Raw genomic sequence first — 18,441 nt, 5'->3', positions numbered from 1 at the left:
CTCTGTTAAGCATCAACACTTTCCCGATGCTTGGTACTAAAAAGTCTCGCTGAATCAAAATCCTGACCGTGCTTTATACAGCTCCATAAGCCGGTCAGGTATTTCCGCATTACTGCGCATATCGCCTGGATTTTCTTCTTACCTCTTTTTATCAGCCCCTGATAAAACATCGCGGCGCGGGGTTCATGCTGCGCAGCACTCAGCGCGGCCATATACAGCGCCCTACGCAGATGACCGTTGCCCGCTTTACCCAGACGTCCCGGACGGTTCACGCTGCTGCCCGACTGGCTCTGCCTCACATGCAGGCCCGCATGACGGCTTACCTGATTTGCCTTCATATCCCGGGGCAGCAGGCTCAGCTCGCCCAGTACAGTAATGGCCGTTGTCTCTCCGACGCCTTTGGCTGAACACAGGCACATGAACGCCGCTTTCAGGGCGCTATTTTTCGCGATGATTTTCAGCGCCAGCGCGTGCAGCTTCTCTACCTTACGGCTGTAATATTCCACGTCTTCTTCTTCCAGCTCCAGCAGGACATCGGCAGTTCCGGCGCGGGTTTCCAGCGCATGAAGACGGTTTTTTGAACGTGTCCGGGACTGAACGGCTCGCGTCATCATGCGGGCGATATCGCGCAACGCCATGCAGTCATCATCCGGAGCCTGCCAGAGTGCAGGCCTCATGCTTTCTCCATATTCAGCCAGCAGTACCGCATCACGGGCGTCAGTTTTGGCAGCGTTCAGGCGCATGGCGGCATAGTGGTGATAACTGGCGGGATTAATGACGCAGACGGGCAGCCCGGCACGGACAAGAGCCACCGCAAGGTCAAAATGGTAGACACCGGTTGCTTCCATAACGATGCGTTCGGGGGACAGCGATATCAGCTTTTTCGCAAAAGCCTGATAGTCCTCAGGTGTCTGATTAAGCTCAGAAACCAGCGTTGTTTTACCGTTAACGCGTACGGCAAAGGTAAAGGTTCTGGCAGAAATATCGATCCCGGCAAAACAGGTCATGTGGCCTCCGGAAGGCAAAATAGCGTAAACTGTTAACCGGTTCCCGACCTCGTCATCTGAGATTGTTCAGCCTGCCTTGTAATGCGAAGTCAGTCTCGCGAGAGAAAGCTTCCTGGTACTCTTCGGCCTGAACAAGGAGGCGGGAGCCACTCTACGTACGAAGTCACTGTAAAAGCTGCTTCCAGCGGCGCACGGCTTCCCGGTTATCAGAACTGATTTCAGGGAAATCATAATCTGACCCTCCAAACATACAAGCGGCGCGATTTATCGCGCTTCTGAAGGTTGATGCCATACTTCCAGACAGGTTTTTTATAGAAATGCGATGACGTAGGGTGGCAGCTTTTAACCGAGGAGTCACGTATGTCACCGTATTATGAATGTTATCGCTATGCCACGCCCGGCACGCGCAGCCTTAAACGCCTGCAAAACGGCACCCGGCAGCAGCAGGCGCGTTACCTACCAGGGATGGAAATTCGTACCGACACCGCGCAGCAGCGCCTGCTGGCGATCACCGCAGGGCGCAGCCGCCTTTATAGGCAGGGTAGCCAGAACTTTACCCATTTTAACCTCAGCGATCGCCTCGATAGCATCTGTGGTGCGGTGGATGCCAGCGGAAATCTCATTAGCAGGGAAAGCTGGTATCCGTTTGGCGGCACCGCCTGCTGGCTAACCGCTGCGCAGGTCGGGGCCGCTATCAAATACCAGCGCTATGCCGGTAAAGAACGCGATGTCACCGGGCTGATTTTCTACGGTTGGCGCTACTATGCGCCGTGGCAGATGCGCTGGCTGAACAGCGATCCGGCAGGCACGGTGGACGGGTTAAACCTGTTTCGCATAGTGGGCAATAATCCGGCGACGCTGTGCGATCGCGATGGCCGGATGAATGAAAATCCCCTTGAGGATGTGGAAAAGGTTCTCAACGAATTTAAGGACACCAAAAAAATAGGTTCTGACCTTGACAGTATCGGCGGTCAGCCAGTTGTGACCGGCAGAGATCCCTCCCGACCATCTACGTCCCAGTGTATCCTGTTAGTTGCGGTGGAGGATGCACCACCGCTCACACCGGCACCACCCCAGCCCGGGCCCAGTACTGATGCCAGAAAAATCGACTGTTATTGCCAAATTTGCCATAAAAAATTCGACTTAATTGATTTGCTCGCATCACATCAACGAAACAAGCATAGATATGGTATCCCGTTCAAATGTCACATTGCGGGATGTGAGAAGGAGTTCAAGTATAAAGCAAATTTTCATGACCATTTAAATGCTCATACCGGTAAGAAGAATAATCAGTGCACTCTCTGTGAGGTGCTGTTTTCCAGAAAATCCGATCTTTGTCGTCATATGAAAACCGTCCACTGTGATAAAAGAAAATATCTGTGTGAAATGGCTGGCTGTGGAATGGGATTTGCCAGAAAAGATTATTTGCGCAATCATATCGTTTCAATGCATTCTCCTGAAACGCAAAAGTTACCCTGTCCGCATTGCGATAAATTTTCGGTAAATCAACGTGCGCTTCAGCTGCATATTTATAGATACCATAACAAAAAAGGTGGTACGGGAGGGCAAGCGTCGTAGCATGCCGGATACGTAGCGGAAGCACACGCTGGAAATATGGCTCAGGTTTTTAATAGATCCGTGGTGACATACATACTCATTCTCAAATCGAGGAGAATGTATGTCACAGCATTATGAGCTTTATCGTTACGCCGCGCCCGGAGCGCGAATTCTTAAGCAGTTGCAAACTGGCACCCGGCAGCATCAGGCACGTTACCTGGCAGGGCTGGAAATCCGCACCGGCAGCGCGCAGCAATCCTTGTTGGGTATCGCGCTGGCACGCTGCCGCGTCTGGCGTAAGGGTAGCCTGAACGTTACACATTTCAATCTCAACGATCGCCTCGATAGCATCTGTGGTGCGGTAGATGGAAGAGGAAAACTGGTCAGCCGGGAAAGCTGGTATCCATATGGTGGCACTGCCTGCTGGTTAACCGCTGCGCAAGCGGGCGCGACGATCAAGTTTCAGCGCTATGGTGGCAAAGAACGCGATGTCACCGGGCTGATTTTTTATGGCTGGCGCTCTTATATGCCGTGGCAGATGCGTTGGCTCAACAGCGATCCGGCGGGCACCGTGGACGGGTTAAATCTATTCCGCATGGTGGGCAACAATCCTGTGACGCTGAATGATCACGATGGTCGGATGCCTGATGCTCTCTTTTCCATGATGGACGAGGATCTCGACGATTTGCTGGTGGAAACAGACACGAAACCGACGCTTAATACTATCGCAGGTCAGCCAGAATGCGATCTCATCGAACCAACTTCGTGTCCGCCACCCCTTGCTAACGATGACCGCGAGGGGCTGCCACGGGAAATACCAGCCTTGCCGGCTGCCGAACCGCCATCACCACAACAGGTGCCTGTGGTTAACGTCACCAGTTATATCAGGGATGTTTCATTCGCAGTGGGTCCTTCTGTTGATACTTCCGCTACAAATAATTATCGATGTAAATTTTGTCCCCGTGGTTTTAGCTCCATCAAGGGACTCAATAGGCATTTGAAACAGGGACATCCGAAAGACATTCTCCGCTGCCCCATCAAAGGGTGCACTCAGATATGTTATGAAAAGGAATTCCTTGATATGCATGTGAAGTTTCATGCAGTTGAGTTGTTCAAATGTAATGACCCATTATGTGGTGATTTTATTAAAGGCTTCGCTAACTATTATCAACACCAGCAATCCCACAATGTTAAGCCAATATATCATTGCGCTATTCAGGGCTGCACGGCGGTTTTTTACTCGGAAGCTGAATGCATCGCACACCGGGCCACACATGTAGAAACGACGATAATTTGCCAGTTTTGTAATCGATCGTTTAGTACACATGGCGGTTTGCAATACCATCTTAATAAGATGCATTAGTCGTCATACCGGGGCAGCGCGATAAATCGCGCTGCCCCGTACTTTTTTTGGCTTTAACCGTCAAGATTGCGGCGTAGAATTGCGAGCCTCTATCACACTATTTATCACATCCATATGCATTTTTTTAGCCTCCGCAGTCAATTGGCCCGTTTTACCTTCGGTTTGCAAAAGATTAATGCCCATCTGCATATTCACTAACACTTCAAGACTCATTTTCTCATAGACATCTTTTATTTCCTTTTCCTTTGCGAAACTCTCTGCATGGTTGATTTTAGCTATATCATCCGGGTCTAAGTAGAAAGGTGCACAATTCTCTATTCTTCCTCCTAACAGCACGCAGTTTTTTTGAGGGATTATTTTATTTTTATTTCCCAGGGCTACATTTTGCATTTTGGTGGTTTTACTTCCTGCTTCTGTTCCTTTGAAATGAAATTCATCTACCTGTGTCCGGCTGATAAAATTAACCGAGTCAGGTTGGTGGAGGGATAAATGGTGTAATTTTTTATCCTTGTCGTTTTGCAGGCTGAAATGACCTCCAACGTTGATGTAGCCCGCCTTGTACTGCTGAACATTTTTGAAGAACACATGACCTTCAGCATGAAGATCGCCATTAACTACCACGTTTTCGATATAAATGCTTTTTGCAATTAGGGTGACCTTTCTGTCTTTACCAATAATAGCATTTTTAAAAGTCAGGGTGTCACCACTAAAAACAAGGTCATCTTTGAGTTCAGGTTGCAAAGAGGGGGTATTAGACTCAATGATGGCATTGCACCGGGTTATATTTAATGTCTGGGCGGTAAATGAAAAGTTTTCGTTCTTGTTATTATCTACCTGTAACGATAATCCTGATGTGGCCAGTTGATATGCTACAGCAGCAAAATGCATTGTTAACCTCGCTTTAGCTTGTCATTGCATTGTAAACTCGCTTTAGCTTGTCATTAGCGTAATGATTCTTAACCAAAGTAAAGCAGACGGCGCGCGGGGCATCGATGAGATCAGTGGAGTTTCATTAAAAAATCAGGTTGCTGTGTCTCTGAAGAGAGAACGTTATTCCTGGTTGTGACTGTATTCAAACGCAGCGTGGGTAAGGAATCCCTTTTTTTAAAGGTTGAAGGCATTATCTGATGCCAGAATATAAAACTCAGGCGTAAAAAAACCGACTGGTGAGGTCGGTTTTTTTACGGTTCCGTCGCCCTGACCGGAGTGAAACTGCTAATGACTAACAAGTTCATTATACCTGCACGTGGTCTGATTTCAAACTCGAATAAGTCATGTTGAATCAGACGGTTAGTAATGCCGGTAGCAGTAAATCTGCTGTATCATTACAAACCTGGAACATTGTTTGATGCGGGGACGATGAAACTCAGATGTAAAAAAACCGACTGGTGAGGTCGGTTTTTTTACGGTTCCGTCGCCCTGACCGGAGTGAAACTGCCAACAACTAACTTATTCATAATATCTGCGCGTTGTCTGATTTTCAACTTTTGATAAGTGTTATAGGATCAGCCGGTTAGTGATACTGGCAGCCCTCATCTGGCATTCACATGAACGGATTCAAGTCCTGGCCGAAATGACGGGTGGTACCGCTTTCGGTGCTCTGGCCGGAGTGAAACTGCTAATGACTAACAACCGAGGCAGCCGCAGTGACAGGCAGTGTACGAGTAAGCAGCGGTGTTCTCACTCCATGTTATGGAGAAACGGGTGAAAACTTTCATTGATAAAGTTCTCATCGTTCTGAAGGCATTAATCGTGCTGCTGGAACTGATCCGTCAGTTTATCGAATGATAAGGACGGAAACGTAATTAAATCCTGGGGGGATACCACTCCCAGGATTTTAACAAAGCATGACTGATGATAAATTGATCCTGTTTTATGTCTGCCAGGTATCTTATGGACGTTGCATCATTTCACGTAGATATTGTTCTTGTTGCGCATTCCCGTACTCATCATACGTTGTTTGTGCTAAATCATGACTCGGTGGCTCTTTAAATATGGCTGCGCGGAATTGACCCATTATATCTTCTCTCTCCGCTTGGGTGGCGTTCGGGGAGATAAGGGTGCTCGCACATTCTAATTCGATCATTCTTCCTGCGTTGTTGTAATTATAGGATACGAACTGTAAATCACTCACCATCCTTGATAAATGGATATGATCATTTTTACTGTCATTTGGGTCGGAAATTTTATAATCTACCTCTTGGTAGGTGCTAATATGCTGCTTGATGGTTAAAAAAAGGCATTTGTGGCAGGCGCTGTGAATTAATTCATCAGCACTCAGTTTAGAATTATCCGTTTTAGCTTCTGTTATTTTATCTATTAGCATCTTGAACAGGGCTATGTCATTATTAATATGGCTTCCTGTAATTTCTATTTTGTCTAAGAGTTTTTTGTAATATTCAGCGCATTGCGGCATGTCTTTGTGGTCAATGCTGACAAAACTCTGCAAAAAACTGTCAATATCGCCATCATCCAAAGTACTTGCCGGATTGAATTGCTGAAAGATATTATCAACCTTTTCCTTTAAATTGAGTAGTGTCGAATATCCATGCCCGGTATATATTCCGCCAATTCCCTGAGACATTATGCATAACTCCTTTATCGCTGAGAGAAACAATAAAACAATCTTTAGTATAGTATATGGGATAAAAGTTCAGCTGGATATGATAATAATTACAACATGCTTTATAATGAATTTATGGGACACCGCATGCACCTTCGGAGTGACGGTCAGCCTGGCAATAAACTGATAAAAACCTGAGAATGGCCCCGCAATCTTCCCGTCGTTAACCTTTTATTGAGGTTAAAACCCTGGCCCCCACCCTGATCACGTTTCAGATCAAAAAAGTGGAATGCTTATCATTTATATAATCGCCAGCTCCTGATTACCGAACTGGCTGATGATATGAAGATAAACACGCAAACCACCTGGCAAATTGTGGGTTATCAACCCTCAATCAACCCGCACTGGCGGCAGAAGTTATTAACCATGGGCATGTTGCCAGGATCGCTGATTGAGGTGATCCGTGTTGCTCCGCTGGGAGACCCGGTGCACATTCGTACCCGTCGCGTCAGTCTGGCAGTGCGACACAGCGACCTGGCTTCGCTGCTGCTTAAGGAAGTGGTGTCATGAAACAACTGACCATCGGCCTGATCGGCAATCCTAACACCGGCAAAACCACCTTATTCAACCAGTTGACCGGCGCTCGTCAGCGGGTTGGGAACTGGGCAGGGGTGACGGTGGAGCGTAAAGAAGGGCAGTTTTTCACCGCGCAGGCTGATGTGCGACTGATTGATTTGCCGGGCACCCGTTCGCTGACCACCCTCTCAACTGACAGTTCGATTGATGAAAGCATCGCCTGCCGGTATCTGTTTAATGATCACGCTGATCTGGTGATCAACGTCGTCGACGCCTCGAACCTCGAAAGCAATTTATTTCTCACTTTCCAACTGCTGGAACTGGGTGTGCCGTGCATTATCGCACTGAATATGCAGGATATTGCCCTTAGCCAAAATATTGATATCGACGTTGCAGCCTTGTCACAACGCCTCGGTTGTCCGGTGGTGTCACTGACTTCCACGCGTGGCACAGGCATTGCGCAACTGAAGGCGCTGATTGATAGTGAACATCGCTATCAGCCGGTCAAACCCGTCATTTATCCGCCAGTGGTGGAAACCGTTATCCCGCGCTTATGTGCCCTGATGCCGCGCGACATTCCGGCACAGAAACAACACTGGCTGGCGTTGCAGTTGTTGGAAGGCGATATCAATAGTCAGACGCTGTGCCCGGCAGTGGTGCCGCATCTGGCCGATCTCACCCGACAGGCCGGTGATGATCCCGCAATGTTAATTGCCGATGCGCGTTACCGTGCCATTAGCGGGTTGTGCGCGGCCGTCAGCAATATTCAGCACAGCGCGCCGAGCCGCATTACTGAACGGCTCGATCGCATCATTCTGCACCGTTGGGCTGGTATTCCGGTGTTTCTCGGCGTGATGTATCTGATGTTTGTGTTGTCGATCAATATCGGGGCCGCATTGCAGCCAATATTTGATGGCGGTTCGGTGGCGCTATTTATTCATGGTGTGCAATGGCTGGGCTATACCTGGCACTTCCCGGATTGGCTGACGATCTTTCTGGCGCAGGGCGTCGGTGCCGGGATTAACACGGTGCTGCCGATCATTCCCCAGATCGGACTGATGTACCTGTTCCTGTCGTTCCTGGAAGATTCCGGTTATATGGCGCGTGCTGCTTTTGTGATGGATCGTCTGATGCAATCGCTGGGGCTGCCGGGAAAATCCTTTGTACCGTTGATCGTGGGTTTTGGCTGCAATGTTCCAGCAGTGATGGGCACGCGTACGCTGGACACCACGCGTGAACGCTTGATCACCGCCTTGATCGCGCCGTTTATGTCCTGTGGCGCGCGTCTGGCCATTTTTGCGGTATTTGCTGCCGCCTTTTTTGATGCGCACAGCGCCAGCCTGGTGTTCTCGTTATATGTCCTTGGCATGGTGGTGGCGATTGCCACCGGGTTGGTGTTAAAACATACTTTGCTGCGCGGTGACGCGTCGCCGTTCATTATGGAACTGCCGGTCTACCATCGACCTCATATCAAAAGCCTGCTTATTCAGACCTGGCAGCGCCTGAAAATGTTTATCGTCCGGGCGGGCAGGGTGATTATCCTGGTCAGCATGTTTATCGGTGTGCTGAGCAGTTTTTCCTTCAATGGACGTACGGTCGATAACATCAATGATTCCGCGCTGGCGGCGGTCAGCAAAGTGATCACTCCGCTCCTGTTACCTATCGGCGTCACACAAGATAACTGGCAAGCCACGGTTGGCCTGGTCACAGGGATCATGGCGAAAGAAGTGGTGGTCGGTACGCTGAACAGCCTGTACACCGGGGAAGATATTCAGAGTGGGAAATTTGACCCACAGGAATTTAATTTACTGAGCGAAATGAAAGAGGCACTGACACAAACCCGCGATGGCCTGACCGCTGCTTTCAGTTTCAGCGCCTTGTCAAACCCCATTGAGGCCAGTAAAGGTGACGGTGCGATGGATGTGGGACAGATGGGGGTGATGAGTGCGAAATTCGGTAATGGATTCGCTGCCTACAGCTACCTGATTTTTGTGCTGCTTTACGTACCCTGCGTCTCTGTCATGGGGGCGATTGCGCGCGAAACCGGGCGCAACTGGATGATGTTTTCCTTCTTCTGGGGCTTAAACGTCGCCTGGTCGTTAGCTACGTTGTTTTATCAAAGCGTCAGTTTTACGGCACATCCGGGTTACAGTTCGCTGTGTCTGGCCAGCGTTATCGCACTCAATAGCATGATTTTTGTGGTGATGCGTCGTTTGGGAAACCGCATGACATGGCATCATTTTACACTCGCACCACAGAACACTGCCGCCAAATGTGGGGGATGCGACGGGTGTTGTAAATAATCAGGCTGAAGAATACGGCATATTTTCCTCATCAATGTAGGTACATTACGCACATTATGACGCTGACTTCAGACAGGAATTTCAGGAATTTTTGAGAGTCGATGAGAAATGCGGTTGATACACTCGAATGCTCTTCACATCCCAGGAGGTCATATGTTTACATCAAGGATTGGATTGCTATCGGGTTTAGTATTCGCAACGCTTTCCGTACTTCATGCCGCTAATGCCAATGAACACGCACTACTCAAAGCAGAAAAAGCCGTGACACTGAATTTTCAGCCCTCAACCGTGAAACCCAAATGCACAGAAGAGAGTCGGCATTACCTCATTGTTAATGCGGCTGGTTATTACAACTCGGTGTTCGCTATCTGTGCCAAAAATAGGGAGTTTATCAACTTTTGGGGATGGGATAATGGTGAATACACCACATTCACCGCCAAAATGTATACGTTTTGGGCTGAATTACCCGAAAAAATCTAACGGTGATGCGGTAGCGGCGCGATAAATCGCGCCGCTTTTGATATCTATCGATCTTTTACCGGCCTGAACGGCGTGTTGATCGTGCCGTCAGGGAAGGTTGTTCCCTCAATGGTTCCTGCCGCTTCGCTAACATACAGAGCAAATTCTTCATTCGAAGTCGTCAATATTTCAGCATCGCTATAGCGCGATCTTTCATGCGATCTCGTAGCCACGAGAAGGAATCGCTGGTGATGATCTGTGGTTTAATATTGATGCTTTCAATTCCCCAGCTACCACTCACCGGATTAAAGGCTATCCCTGGTAACTATCAGACAAATATCAGATTTTCTGGCGATAAATAACCTTATTCTGTTGATTTTAGGGTTATGTATTGTTCGATAAGCGCTGCTTATCTCGTGAGGATAGTAAGATGGATAATGCGTTAAGAGCCGCCCTGGTATGGGGCATCGTCTGTTTTTTGCTCCTGTATTGCACCTTACCTGCCGACGTCGCCATGTGGTGGCAACTGCGTCAACAATTTAATGTCCCGTGGGTGCAACTGGTTGCGGGGGCAAGCGTCCAGATCATCCCGGCCATGATGCCGCTGCTGTGCTTTGTTTGCTTAGCGTATCGCATGGCCAACAGCAAACTCTGGCTGTTTATCCCGGTGATGGGCTGGCTTATCGGCAAGTTCGCTATCTTGGGTATCCTCTATTTTCTTGCATTGAAAAGCGGCAACGTGCCGCCTTATTCAGAAAGTTTTTTCAGTCTGCTCAAGCGCGTGATAACCGTCGACTGGTTGATCAATGCCTCGGTGTTTGCGCTGGCGATTATCGCCTGTAGCTATGCTTACAGGCGGGAAATGCGGGTATAAACTAATCCGTAGTGGCACGATTTATCGCGCAGTTTGCGAAAAACCCGCGCGATAAATCGCGCCGCTTCGGGTCAGCCTTCTCCGTTATTACTCGGGGAAATGCCGTACTGGCACCGGCTCCTGACGTGGGCGGGAAAAATGATACAACCGCCGTTTCAGCACGCAGTGCGGGCAGGGTGTCACTTTTCTGAAGTTATTGCGGGAAACGCCCAGCGCAATCACAAGCTGTTCGTAACGACCAATCAGAATCATATCCTCTTTGTTTTCCGCGTAGATCCGGCAAGTAGCGTTATGCAGGGTATGATTATCATTGGTTTTGGATATGCTGATGTAGTAGGTATTTTTCATTGTTATTATCTCTGTGTAGTCGGGGAAGGCAGCATCTCTTACCGGTCCGAAAAAGTGTAATTATTTTGTATTTTTTTCGGAAGAGTCCTTATTACGTTTCGTTACAAGATGATACAACCCATTGAAAATTATGATATGGGGAAATTAGCTGAAACAACATTTTCAGAATAATGTTATACGAAATTTATATGGTTCAAATTTTATGACAGTTCGCGGCGTGGTTCTGACAATAAATTTGTGTTAATGCTGCAACCGGATCACCCTGCCATCATCCAAACGTCACTCTACTTAAATAATTCCTTCACTATCCCCAGCTAACTTACCGCCATTCTGATTCCGGGCCAGAGGGCGCATGAGCTACCTTTCTCTTCAACACATCACCAAAGCCTGGGGCGATAAAGTTGCCCTGAATGACATCAGTTTTAGCGCTGAAGAAGGGACTTTTGTCGCATTGCTGGGGCCGTCTGGCTGCGGTAAATCAACCTTGCTGCGCACCATTGCCGGGTTGGAAAACGCCGACCAGGGTGAGATTTACTGCCGCGACAACGCGATTAGTCATCTGCCGCCGTCACAGCGCCAGCTCTCGATGGTGTTCCAGTCTTATGCCCTGTTTCCACACCTCAGCGTGCGCGAAAACCTGTTGTTTGGTCTGAAAGCGCGTGGCGAAGATAAACAGACGTTTGCCGCGCGTCTGGCTGAAGTCAGCAAGCTGATGGAGTTGGAGACACTGTTGGATCGTCAGCCCTCTCAACTCTCCGGTGGTCAGCAGCAGCGTGTGGCGCTCGGCAGGGCGGTGATCGCCAGACATCGTCTGTGTCTGATGGATGAACCGCTTTCGAATCTGGACGCCAAACTGCGCCAGAGCATGCGACGTGAGATCCGTGCCTTACAGAAAAAACTCGGCCTGACCATGTTATACGTTACCCACGACCAGACTGAAGCCATGAGCATGGCCGACAGCATCATTTTGCTGAATGATGGCCGCATCGAGCAGCACGCCACGCCAGACGACCTCTACAACAATCCCGCCAGCATCTTCGCTGCACAATTTATTGGTGCCCCACCGATGAATATCCTGCCGCTGCATTGCCGGGGCAGCGCGCACTATCTCAGCTACATGGTGGCACCGATCGTGATCGATCCTGATGAATCCGCGTTGAGTGTGGGATTACGCGCGGAAGATATCATCCTGGTCGAGCCGAATAACGCGCTGCTGACCGCCCACGTCATCAGCTACGAATATATGGGTGCCGACACCCTGCTGGTGTGTGCGCTACCGAACGTCACTGACGCGCTCACCGTTAAGGTACCTGGTATGAAACGTTTTGAGGAAGGCAGCCTGGTCGGGCTGCACTGGTCTCCCTCACAACAATATTTGTTTGCCAGTCAAAGCGGGAAACGCCGTTGGCTGGCCGGACAACCGCTTTTTTCATGCGAAAAAAAATACGCTGTTTAACCTTCATCTTTTGATCAGGGAAAAATCATGTCTGCTCTTCGTCACTTACGCCTGGCTTCAGCTTTATTACTTTGCGCCACCTCTGCGGCACTGGCCGCCGAACCGGTTAAATTGCAGATGTACTACCCGATTGCGGTGGGGGGTAAGGTCAGCCACACCGTGGATGCCCTGGTGGCAGATTTTGCAAAAGTGCACCCGGAAGTCAGCATTCAGCCGGTTTATACCGGGGATTACGCCACAACCGTCACTAAAGCGCTCACCGCCTTTCGCGGTGGCAATGCGCCGCAGATGGCGGTGATTGGCGATATTGAGGCGTATTCGTTGATTGATGCTGGCGCTATTGTGGCCGCCAGCGATCTGGCCAATGATGCCGAAGGAAAACGTTGGATCGACGGATTTTATCCGGCCTTTCTGCGTCGTATCGACGGTAAAGTCTGGGGGATCCCGTTCCAGCGCTCCACGGTGGTGATGTACTGGAACAAGGAGGCATTTGCAAAAGCCGGGCTGGACGCCAACACGCCGCCAGCGACCTGGCAGCAGGTGGTCGATTTCGGTAAGAAGCTGGTGATCAAAGATAACAACGGTGTCAGCCAGTGGGGGATTGAGATCCCGTCAACACCCAATGGCTACTGGAACTTCCAGGGATTGTCGGCCACAAATGGTGGTCGTCTGGATAACGGCAAGGGTACGGCGGTGAATTTCAATACCCCCGGCAATGTTGCTACGTTGCAATGGCTGACCGATCTCGGACAGAAAGAAAACGTGTCACCGCAAGGGGCGATTGCCTGGGGCACCACGCCGCAGGATTTTATCAGCGGCAAAACCGCGATGATGGTCACCACCACCGGCAACCTGACTGTGGTGCGTGAAAACGCGAAGTTTCCGTTCGGTGTGGCAATGTTGCCGGAGAAAACCCAGCGCGGCAGCCCGACGGGCGGCGGTAACCTCTACGTATTTAAAAATGCCTCACCGGAACAGCAGAAAGCCGCGATGGAATTTATTCGCTGGGTGTCTGCTCCGGAACAGGCGGCTCGCTGGAGTATCGCCACCGGCTACGTTGCCACATCGCCTGCCGCCTGGGACACCAGCGTGATGAAAGATTATGTTAAGGATGTGCCGCAGGCGCTGGTCGCACGCGAACAGCTCAAGTACGCGCAGCCGGAACTTTCAACCTATAACAGCGTGCAGATCCAGGAAGCGCTGAACCACGCGATTGAGGCGGCGGTAACGCAGACAAAAACACCGGCAGAAGCGTTGGAATCGGCGCAGAAGCAGGCCGACCGTCTGTTAAAAGCGTATCAATAATGAGTACGATCCTCCCAACAGTGGCGGTCAGCCGCCACCGGTTATGGTCACTTCAGCTATATGGTTACTTGCTGATATTACCGGCGCTGGGTTTTTTGCTGTTGTTTACCCATTATCCGGCGCTGGCGACGCTGTGGGAGAGCGTGTTTAGTGCCGCACGCAATGGCCATCCAGCCCGCTTTGTCGGGCTGGATAACTATCTGGCGCTGCTGGATGACGATGTATTTATCCGCTCGCTGTGGAATAACCTGTTGTATGCGCTGATCACTATTCCGCTGGCGGTAGCGCTGTCATTGATGATGGCGCTGGCGGTCAACCGCCATCTGCGCGGCAACGCGCTGGTGCGTGCAGCCTTCTTTATTCCATCGCTGCTGCCGATGATCGCCATCGCCAATCTGTGGTTGTTTTTCTATACGCCACAGCTCGGCTTGCTTAACAAACTGTTGGCGCTGTTCGCGTTACCCGCCGTCAACTGGCTGGGGGAGCCGGGAAGTGCCCTGTATTGTCTGATGGCAGTCTCGGTGTGGCGTGAGGCGGGATTTTTTATGATTTTCTACCTCGCGGCGTTGCAGCAAATCGATCCACGCCTGAGTGAAGCGGCGGCCATAGAAGGCGCGTCGCGCAGTTATTTCTTCCGGCGCGTGCAATGGCCGCTACTGATGCCCACCACGCTGTTTGTGCTGATCAATGCGTCGATGAACGCCTTCCGTATCGTTGACCAGGTGATCGCCATGACCAATGGCGGCCCGGATAACAGCAGCAGCCTGTTGCTGTTCTATATCTATCGCACCGCATTCAGCTACTGGGATATGCCCGCTGCTGCCGCGATGACAGTGGTGCTGCTGATTATCCTTGCCAGCATTGCCTTGATTAAATTTAACCTGTTGGATAAGCGAGCGCATTATCAATGAGATTGCTCAACCTGGTGATTTGGCTGGCGGCGCTGCTGTGGTTTTTACCGATTCTGGTGGCGCTGTGGGTGGCAATCCATCCGGCGGCGGAGCAGGGCAGTTTTTCGCTGTTCGCCCCACTGACGTTACAAAACTTTGTCAACGCCTGGCACGCCGCGCCGTTCGGGCGTTACTTTATCAACACCAGCTTGCTGGTCGTGATGATCGTGGTCGTCCAGTTGGTTTTAGCCACGATGGCAGCTTATGCGTTGGTGCGCTTTCGCATGAAATATTCCGGCGTATTATTTGCGCTGATCCTGCTGCAATTAATGATCAGCCCCGATGTACTGATCCTGAATAATTACAAAACGATTGGTGCGCTCGGGTTACGCGATAGCCTGACCGGCATTGCGCTGCCCTATTTCGCTTCGGCCTTTGCGATATTTCTGCTGCGTCAGGCGTTCAAAAGCATTCCGCTGGTGCTGGAAGAGGCGGCCATTATCGAAGGGGCCAGCCGTTTTTATATTCTGCGCAAAATCTACATACCGCTGGCAAAGCCGATTTACGTGGCATTTGCGCTGGTGTCGATCAGTTTTCACTGGAATGATTTTCTCTGGCCGCTGGTCATTACCGATTCAGTACAGGTACGACCATTAACGGTGGGGCTGCAATTGTTTTCCGCTCCGGAGCAGGGGGTGCAATGGGCATTAATTGGTGCCGCCACCCTGATGACCACGTTGCCGCTGTTGCTGCTGTTTTTCCTGTTCCAGCGTCAATTTATTCAGTCATTTATGCGTGCCGGTATTCGTTAAGGAGTGATCTCATGTCATTTGTTCAGCCGTTGAGCGCCCAGCAGCGCAGCTTACTCGGTGATGTCAGCCAGCTTTATCAACTGCCGGTTTTACGTCCGGGACTACTCAATCCGGTCTTACGCTTTGGTCTGATGGCCGATCCACAGTACGCCGATATTGAGGCGGATCATGAGAAGAATCGCTACTACCGCCATGCTTTACAAAAGTTGCCGCCGATTATTGCGCAGCTGAATCAGCAGCCGTTGGATTTTGTCGTGACACTCGGGGATATGGTCGATCGCCGCTGGGAAGATTATGCCGCGCTGCTGCCGCTGTATCATGAGCTGCAACACCCACACGCGGTGGTGACAGGCAACCACGATGCGCTGAGCATGGTCGACCGGCTGGCAGAGGTCGCGCTGCCAAAAAGTTATTACAGCTTCCGCCTGCCAGGCTGGCGTTTTGTGGTGTATGACGGCAACGACATCAGCCTGTATTGCTGCGGGGATGAACGTCAGCTGGCCGAAGCGATGCTGGCCGATTTAGTCGCCAACCAGCAGCCGCAGGCGCAACCGTGGAACGGCGCGGTAGGTGCTCAGCAGTGGCAATGGATAGAACGTCAGTTGCAGGAAGCGCAAACGTGTGACGAACAGGTGATCGTATTTGGTCACTACCCGCTGGCTCCGCATACCTCGCATATTCTGTGGAATGGCACCGAGCTGGCGGCACTATTTTGTCGTTACCGGGTGCGGGCTTGTTTTGCCGGACATGATCATCGCGGCGGCTATACACGTATCGATGAAACTGATTTTTTCACGCTTAAAGGACTACTGGATGGCGCAGAAGCCGCGCCCTTTGCCGTGGTGGAAATTAACGGGGACACCCTGACGGTCACGGGTTATGGGGGCGAGATCAGCCGTTAAAGGCGCACCGGCATCACCGCCAGTACGCCAAGCAGGGTGAGATGCCCGGCGTAAGCGTGATAGAAAAAGCGGCGGGGCCAGAGGCGGGCAGCGGAGATGTGCGGCAGCGCCGCGACCGCCGCGACGATCAGCAGTGGTAGCACCATTCCGGGTAGTAGACCGTAAACCAGGCCGCTAGCGGGCAGGCTCAACCACGCCATCGCGGCAAACACCAACATGAGAAACCAGCGGCTTGCCGCGACGGCATTGATGCATCTTGCTGCCATACACAGCAGGCAAAATACAATACCGGGAATGCCGTAACTGGCGGGTGTTAACGGCCACGCCAGCAGCAGAAGCAGCGCCAGACCTGCCATCGCGCCATTGATCCCCCAGCGTGCAGCCCAGCTCAGCAACTGCGTACAACCCGCATAGGCGAACAAAATGTTCAGCGCCAGCCAGGATTGTCCTTTCATCATAAAAGCCAGCCAGAACAACGGTTGGGTAGCCAACGCCCAGAGCCACAGTCGTTTAGCACGCTGACGCAGCCGTGCGCTATCATCGGGCAGATTTATGGCCCAGATAAGGGTAAATAAAGGAAACGCGCTACGACCCACGGCGGAAAGAAGGGCGTTGTGACCATTTAATAAAATGGTGTTTATGTGATCGGCTAACATCGCCAGCAGAGCAATGGTTTTAATGATATCAGCCTGAAAAGGGCTTAATGATTTAACCTGGTCAAAAGGCGAAGATAAACGTAGCGAAGTTAGCAGCGCGTGCATAGGAAGTCACCGACCTGGTTTTCTCTCACGGAAACCTTACATTGAGCGTGACGGGTCGTAAAGCCCGAAATAATCCTAATTCGTTAAGGTCAAGCACCATACATAAAAATGTGGGCGCTCCGGCCCACATATAATCGTTAGCGAAATAACCTGATTGTGCAGGGCGTCAATTAGATTAAGAAATCATTCAGTGATTTACCGCTGGCGATTGCCGCTTTAATCACCGCAGGAGTGCGACCCTGGCCGGTCCAGTTTTTTTCCTGACCATCTTCATCGGTATATTTATACTTCGCCGGGCGCGGAGGACGTTTCACGCGTTGTTTCGCGGCGGCTTGCAAGGCACCGAGTAATTCAGTAGGGTCGATCCCATCTCCCAACAACAATTCGCGATATTTAGCCAGTTTCACCGCCTTTTCACGCACGGCAGTTTCTTCTGCATGACTCTCTTCACGACGCTCAGCAACCACCATGCTGAACTTCTCCAGCATCTCTTCCAGGTCTTGCAGATGGCAGTCACGTGCCTGTGCACGCAGGGTACGAATGTTATTTAATGCCTTAAGTGAGTCACTCATGGACTTCTCCCAAAAATTCTGTGTCATTGAACGAATAAAATTAAGCTTAGTTAGATTTTTTACTGCGCAATTATAGGTAGAACATCTGACCTGACATTTCTGTGCAGAGAAGTACAACACAACTCATGCTTAGAATAAAGCAGATTGCGCGTAACTTTTTATCTTTATCTGCGAATTAAATGGCAAGAGATGAAGCGATTTTAATGCTAACCAGACAGGAATGACAACATTTGCGGCAGATTTGTTGAAATTATTTATTTATATTTTGTGACAGACATACAAAATGTGCGCTGAGATCATGGCTTGCGGTTTTGCGGGAAGAATCTTGTTTCTTTATTAGGAACTGCGGATGCAGTTAACTACGCGCATCATTATTTAACATCAGCAGAGGGTGCACATTTAGCCGATACCTGTTGCAGAAAACGCAGTTTTTCTTCAACCTGCGCTTCCGCATTGGTCGCGCGAGTGCGCAGCGCTAAATTCCGGCGCGCTCGATATCACGAATGGCTGTTGCCACTGCGTCATTTAGCGTTTCTGCTTCTCTGTCAAATTCCAAATAGACAGATTCACCGCAAAAGCAAATCAGGGCATCACTGCACCCCGCCACAAACAATGCATCTTCCAAACCTGATGTTTCCGAGTTAACACTTGAAAGGACTAAGGTAAAATTATGGAGTGGCATGTAGGTCTCTC

At 50.4% G+C, this 18,441-nt stretch carries 19 protein-coding genes; 12 read left to right on the top strand and 7 right to left on the bottom strand.

Features of this window, described 5'->3' with window-relative positions; genetic code table 11:
* Positions 1-5 precede the first annotated feature (5 nt).
* Positions 6-1,007 (bottom strand): IS110 family RNA-guided transposase, encoded by a 1,002-nt coding sequence (locus AC6I8W_RS24530; protein WP_497835483.1) that lies wholly within the window; start codon positions 1,005-1,007, stop codon positions 6-8.
* Between the two features lie 465 nt (positions 1,008-1,472).
* On the opposite strand from AC6I8W_RS24530, the gene AC6I8W_RS24525 reads away from it, so the two are divergent.
* Both AC6I8W_RS24525 and AC6I8W_RS24520 read left to right on the top strand, forming a co-directional pair.
* Positions 1,473-2,585, top strand: a complete 1,113-nt coding sequence (locus tag AC6I8W_RS24525; protein WP_497838842.1) for an RHS repeat domain-containing protein — start codon at positions 1,473-1,475, stop codon at positions 2,583-2,585.
* A 100-nt stretch (positions 2,586-2,685) separates the two neighbouring features.
* Positions 2,686-3,927 carry an RHS repeat domain-containing protein gene (locus AC6I8W_RS24520; RefSeq protein WP_497838841.1) on the top strand — a complete coding sequence of 414 codons (1,242 nt, stop codon included), beginning with the start codon at positions 2,686-2,688 and terminating at the stop codon, positions 3,925-3,927.
* Between the two features lie 60 nt (positions 3,928-3,987).
* Here the strand turns inward: AC6I8W_RS24520 and AC6I8W_RS24515 are convergent, their stop codons facing one another.
* Entirely contained in the window at positions 3,988-4,815 is an 828-nt protein-coding gene (locus tag AC6I8W_RS24515; RefSeq protein ID WP_497838840.1) for a hypothetical protein, read from the bottom strand.
* Between the two features lie 804 nt (positions 4,816-5,619).
* Here AC6I8W_RS24515 and dinQ point away from each other — a divergent pair.
* Complete coding sequence (gene dinQ, locus AC6I8W_RS24510; protein WP_497839088.1) at positions 5,620-5,715, top strand: damage-inducible type I toxin DinQ; 96 nt, start codon at positions 5,620-5,622, stop codon at positions 5,713-5,715.
* Positions 5,716-5,818: 103 nt separating this feature from the next.
* On the opposite strand, the gene AC6I8W_RS24505 is transcribed toward dinQ, so the two are convergent.
* Positions 5,819-6,511, bottom strand: a complete 693-nt coding sequence (locus AC6I8W_RS24505; RefSeq protein WP_497838839.1) for a hypothetical protein — start codon at positions 6,509-6,511, stop codon at positions 5,819-5,821.
* 321 nt (positions 6,512-6,832) lie between these two features.
* On the opposite strand from AC6I8W_RS24505, the gene feoA reads away from it, so the two are divergent.
* From feoA to AC6I8W_RS24485, 4 genes are all read left to right on the top strand, one after another.
* Positions 6,833-7,060 (top strand): ferrous iron transporter A, encoded by a 228-nt coding sequence (gene feoA, locus AC6I8W_RS24500; RefSeq protein WP_497838838.1) that lies wholly within the window; start codon positions 6,833-6,835, stop codon positions 7,058-7,060.
* Positions 7,057-9,369, top strand: a complete 2,313-nt coding sequence (gene feoB, locus AC6I8W_RS24495) for a Fe(2+) transporter permease subunit FeoB (RefSeq protein ID WP_497838837.1) — start codon at positions 7,057-7,059, stop codon at positions 9,367-9,369. Before feoA ends, feoB begins: the two co-directional genes overlap by 4 nt.
* A 153-nt stretch (positions 9,370-9,522) precedes the next feature.
* Positions 9,523-9,849, top strand: a complete 327-nt coding sequence (locus AC6I8W_RS24490) for a hypothetical protein (protein ID WP_497838836.1) — start codon at positions 9,523-9,525, stop codon at positions 9,847-9,849.
* A gap of 409 nt (positions 9,850-10,258) precedes the next feature.
* The gene (locus tag AC6I8W_RS24485; protein WP_497838835.1) at positions 10,259-10,702 is read left to right on the top strand and encodes a hypothetical protein; all 444 of its coding nucleotides are present in this window, start codon (positions 10,259-10,261) and stop codon (positions 10,700-10,702) included.
* Between the two features lie 87 nt (positions 10,703-10,789).
* Here the strand turns inward: AC6I8W_RS24485 and AC6I8W_RS24480 are convergent, their stop codons facing one another.
* Complete coding sequence (locus AC6I8W_RS24480; protein WP_497838834.1) at positions 10,790-11,050, bottom strand: hypothetical protein; 261 nt, start codon at positions 11,048-11,050, stop codon at positions 10,790-10,792.
* Between the two features lie 352 nt (positions 11,051-11,402).
* On the opposite strand from AC6I8W_RS24480, the gene AC6I8W_RS24475 reads away from it, so the two are divergent.
* The 5 genes from AC6I8W_RS24475 to AC6I8W_RS24455 are packed head-to-tail and all read left to right on the top strand — an operon-like array spanning position 11,403 to position 16,415.
* Positions 11,403-12,506, top strand: coding sequence for an ABC transporter ATP-binding protein (locus AC6I8W_RS24475; RefSeq protein WP_497838833.1), 1,104 nt, complete (start codon positions 11,403-11,405; stop codon positions 12,504-12,506).
* Positions 12,507-12,533: 27 nt separating this feature from the next.
* Positions 12,534-13,811: an ABC transporter substrate-binding protein gene (locus AC6I8W_RS24470; RefSeq protein WP_497838832.1), complete on the top strand. Its 1,278-nt coding sequence runs from the start codon at positions 12,534-12,536 to the stop codon at positions 13,809-13,811.
* Positions 13,811-14,722, top strand: a complete 912-nt coding sequence (locus AC6I8W_RS24465) for a carbohydrate ABC transporter permease (protein ID WP_497838831.1) — start codon at positions 13,811-13,813, stop codon at positions 14,720-14,722. The genes AC6I8W_RS24470 and AC6I8W_RS24465 overlap by 1 nt, the downstream gene beginning before the upstream one ends.
* Complete coding sequence (locus AC6I8W_RS24460) at positions 14,719-15,513, top strand: carbohydrate ABC transporter permease (RefSeq protein WP_497833323.1); 795 nt, start codon at positions 14,719-14,721, stop codon at positions 15,511-15,513. The genes AC6I8W_RS24465 and AC6I8W_RS24460 overlap by 4 nt, the downstream gene beginning before the upstream one ends.
* A gap of 11 nt (positions 15,514-15,524) precedes the next feature.
* On the top strand, positions 15,525-16,415 hold the full coding sequence (locus tag AC6I8W_RS24455; RefSeq protein ID WP_497838830.1) for a metallophosphoesterase: 891 nt from the start codon (positions 15,525-15,527) through the stop codon (positions 16,413-16,415).
* Here AC6I8W_RS24455 and AC6I8W_RS24450 read toward each other — a convergent pair.
* From AC6I8W_RS24450 to AC6I8W_RS24440, 3 genes are all read right to left on the bottom strand, one after another.
* Positions 16,412-17,176: a TraX family protein gene (locus AC6I8W_RS24450; RefSeq protein ID WP_497838829.1), complete on the bottom strand. Its 765-nt coding sequence runs from the start codon at positions 17,174-17,176 to the stop codon at positions 16,412-16,414. The two genes, AC6I8W_RS24455 and AC6I8W_RS24450, sit on opposite strands and share 4 nt — an antisense overlap.
* A 170-nt stretch (positions 17,177-17,346) precedes the next feature.
* A complete protein-coding gene (locus AC6I8W_RS24445; RefSeq protein WP_497838828.1) occupies positions 17,347-17,748 on the bottom strand; it encodes an H-NS family histone-like protein in 402 nt (133 codons plus the stop codon).
* 475 nt (positions 17,749-18,223) lie between these two features.
* On the bottom strand, positions 18,224-18,430 hold the full coding sequence (locus AC6I8W_RS24440) for a hypothetical protein (RefSeq protein WP_497838827.1): 207 nt from the start codon (positions 18,428-18,430) through the stop codon (positions 18,224-18,226).
* Positions 18,431-18,441 lie beyond the last annotated feature (11 nt).

The sequence above is a fragment of the Pantoea sp. X-Soil-TKNS-1211 genome (assembly GCF_059730495.1).
This window is presented reverse-complemented; position numbering and strand designations above follow the sequence as displayed.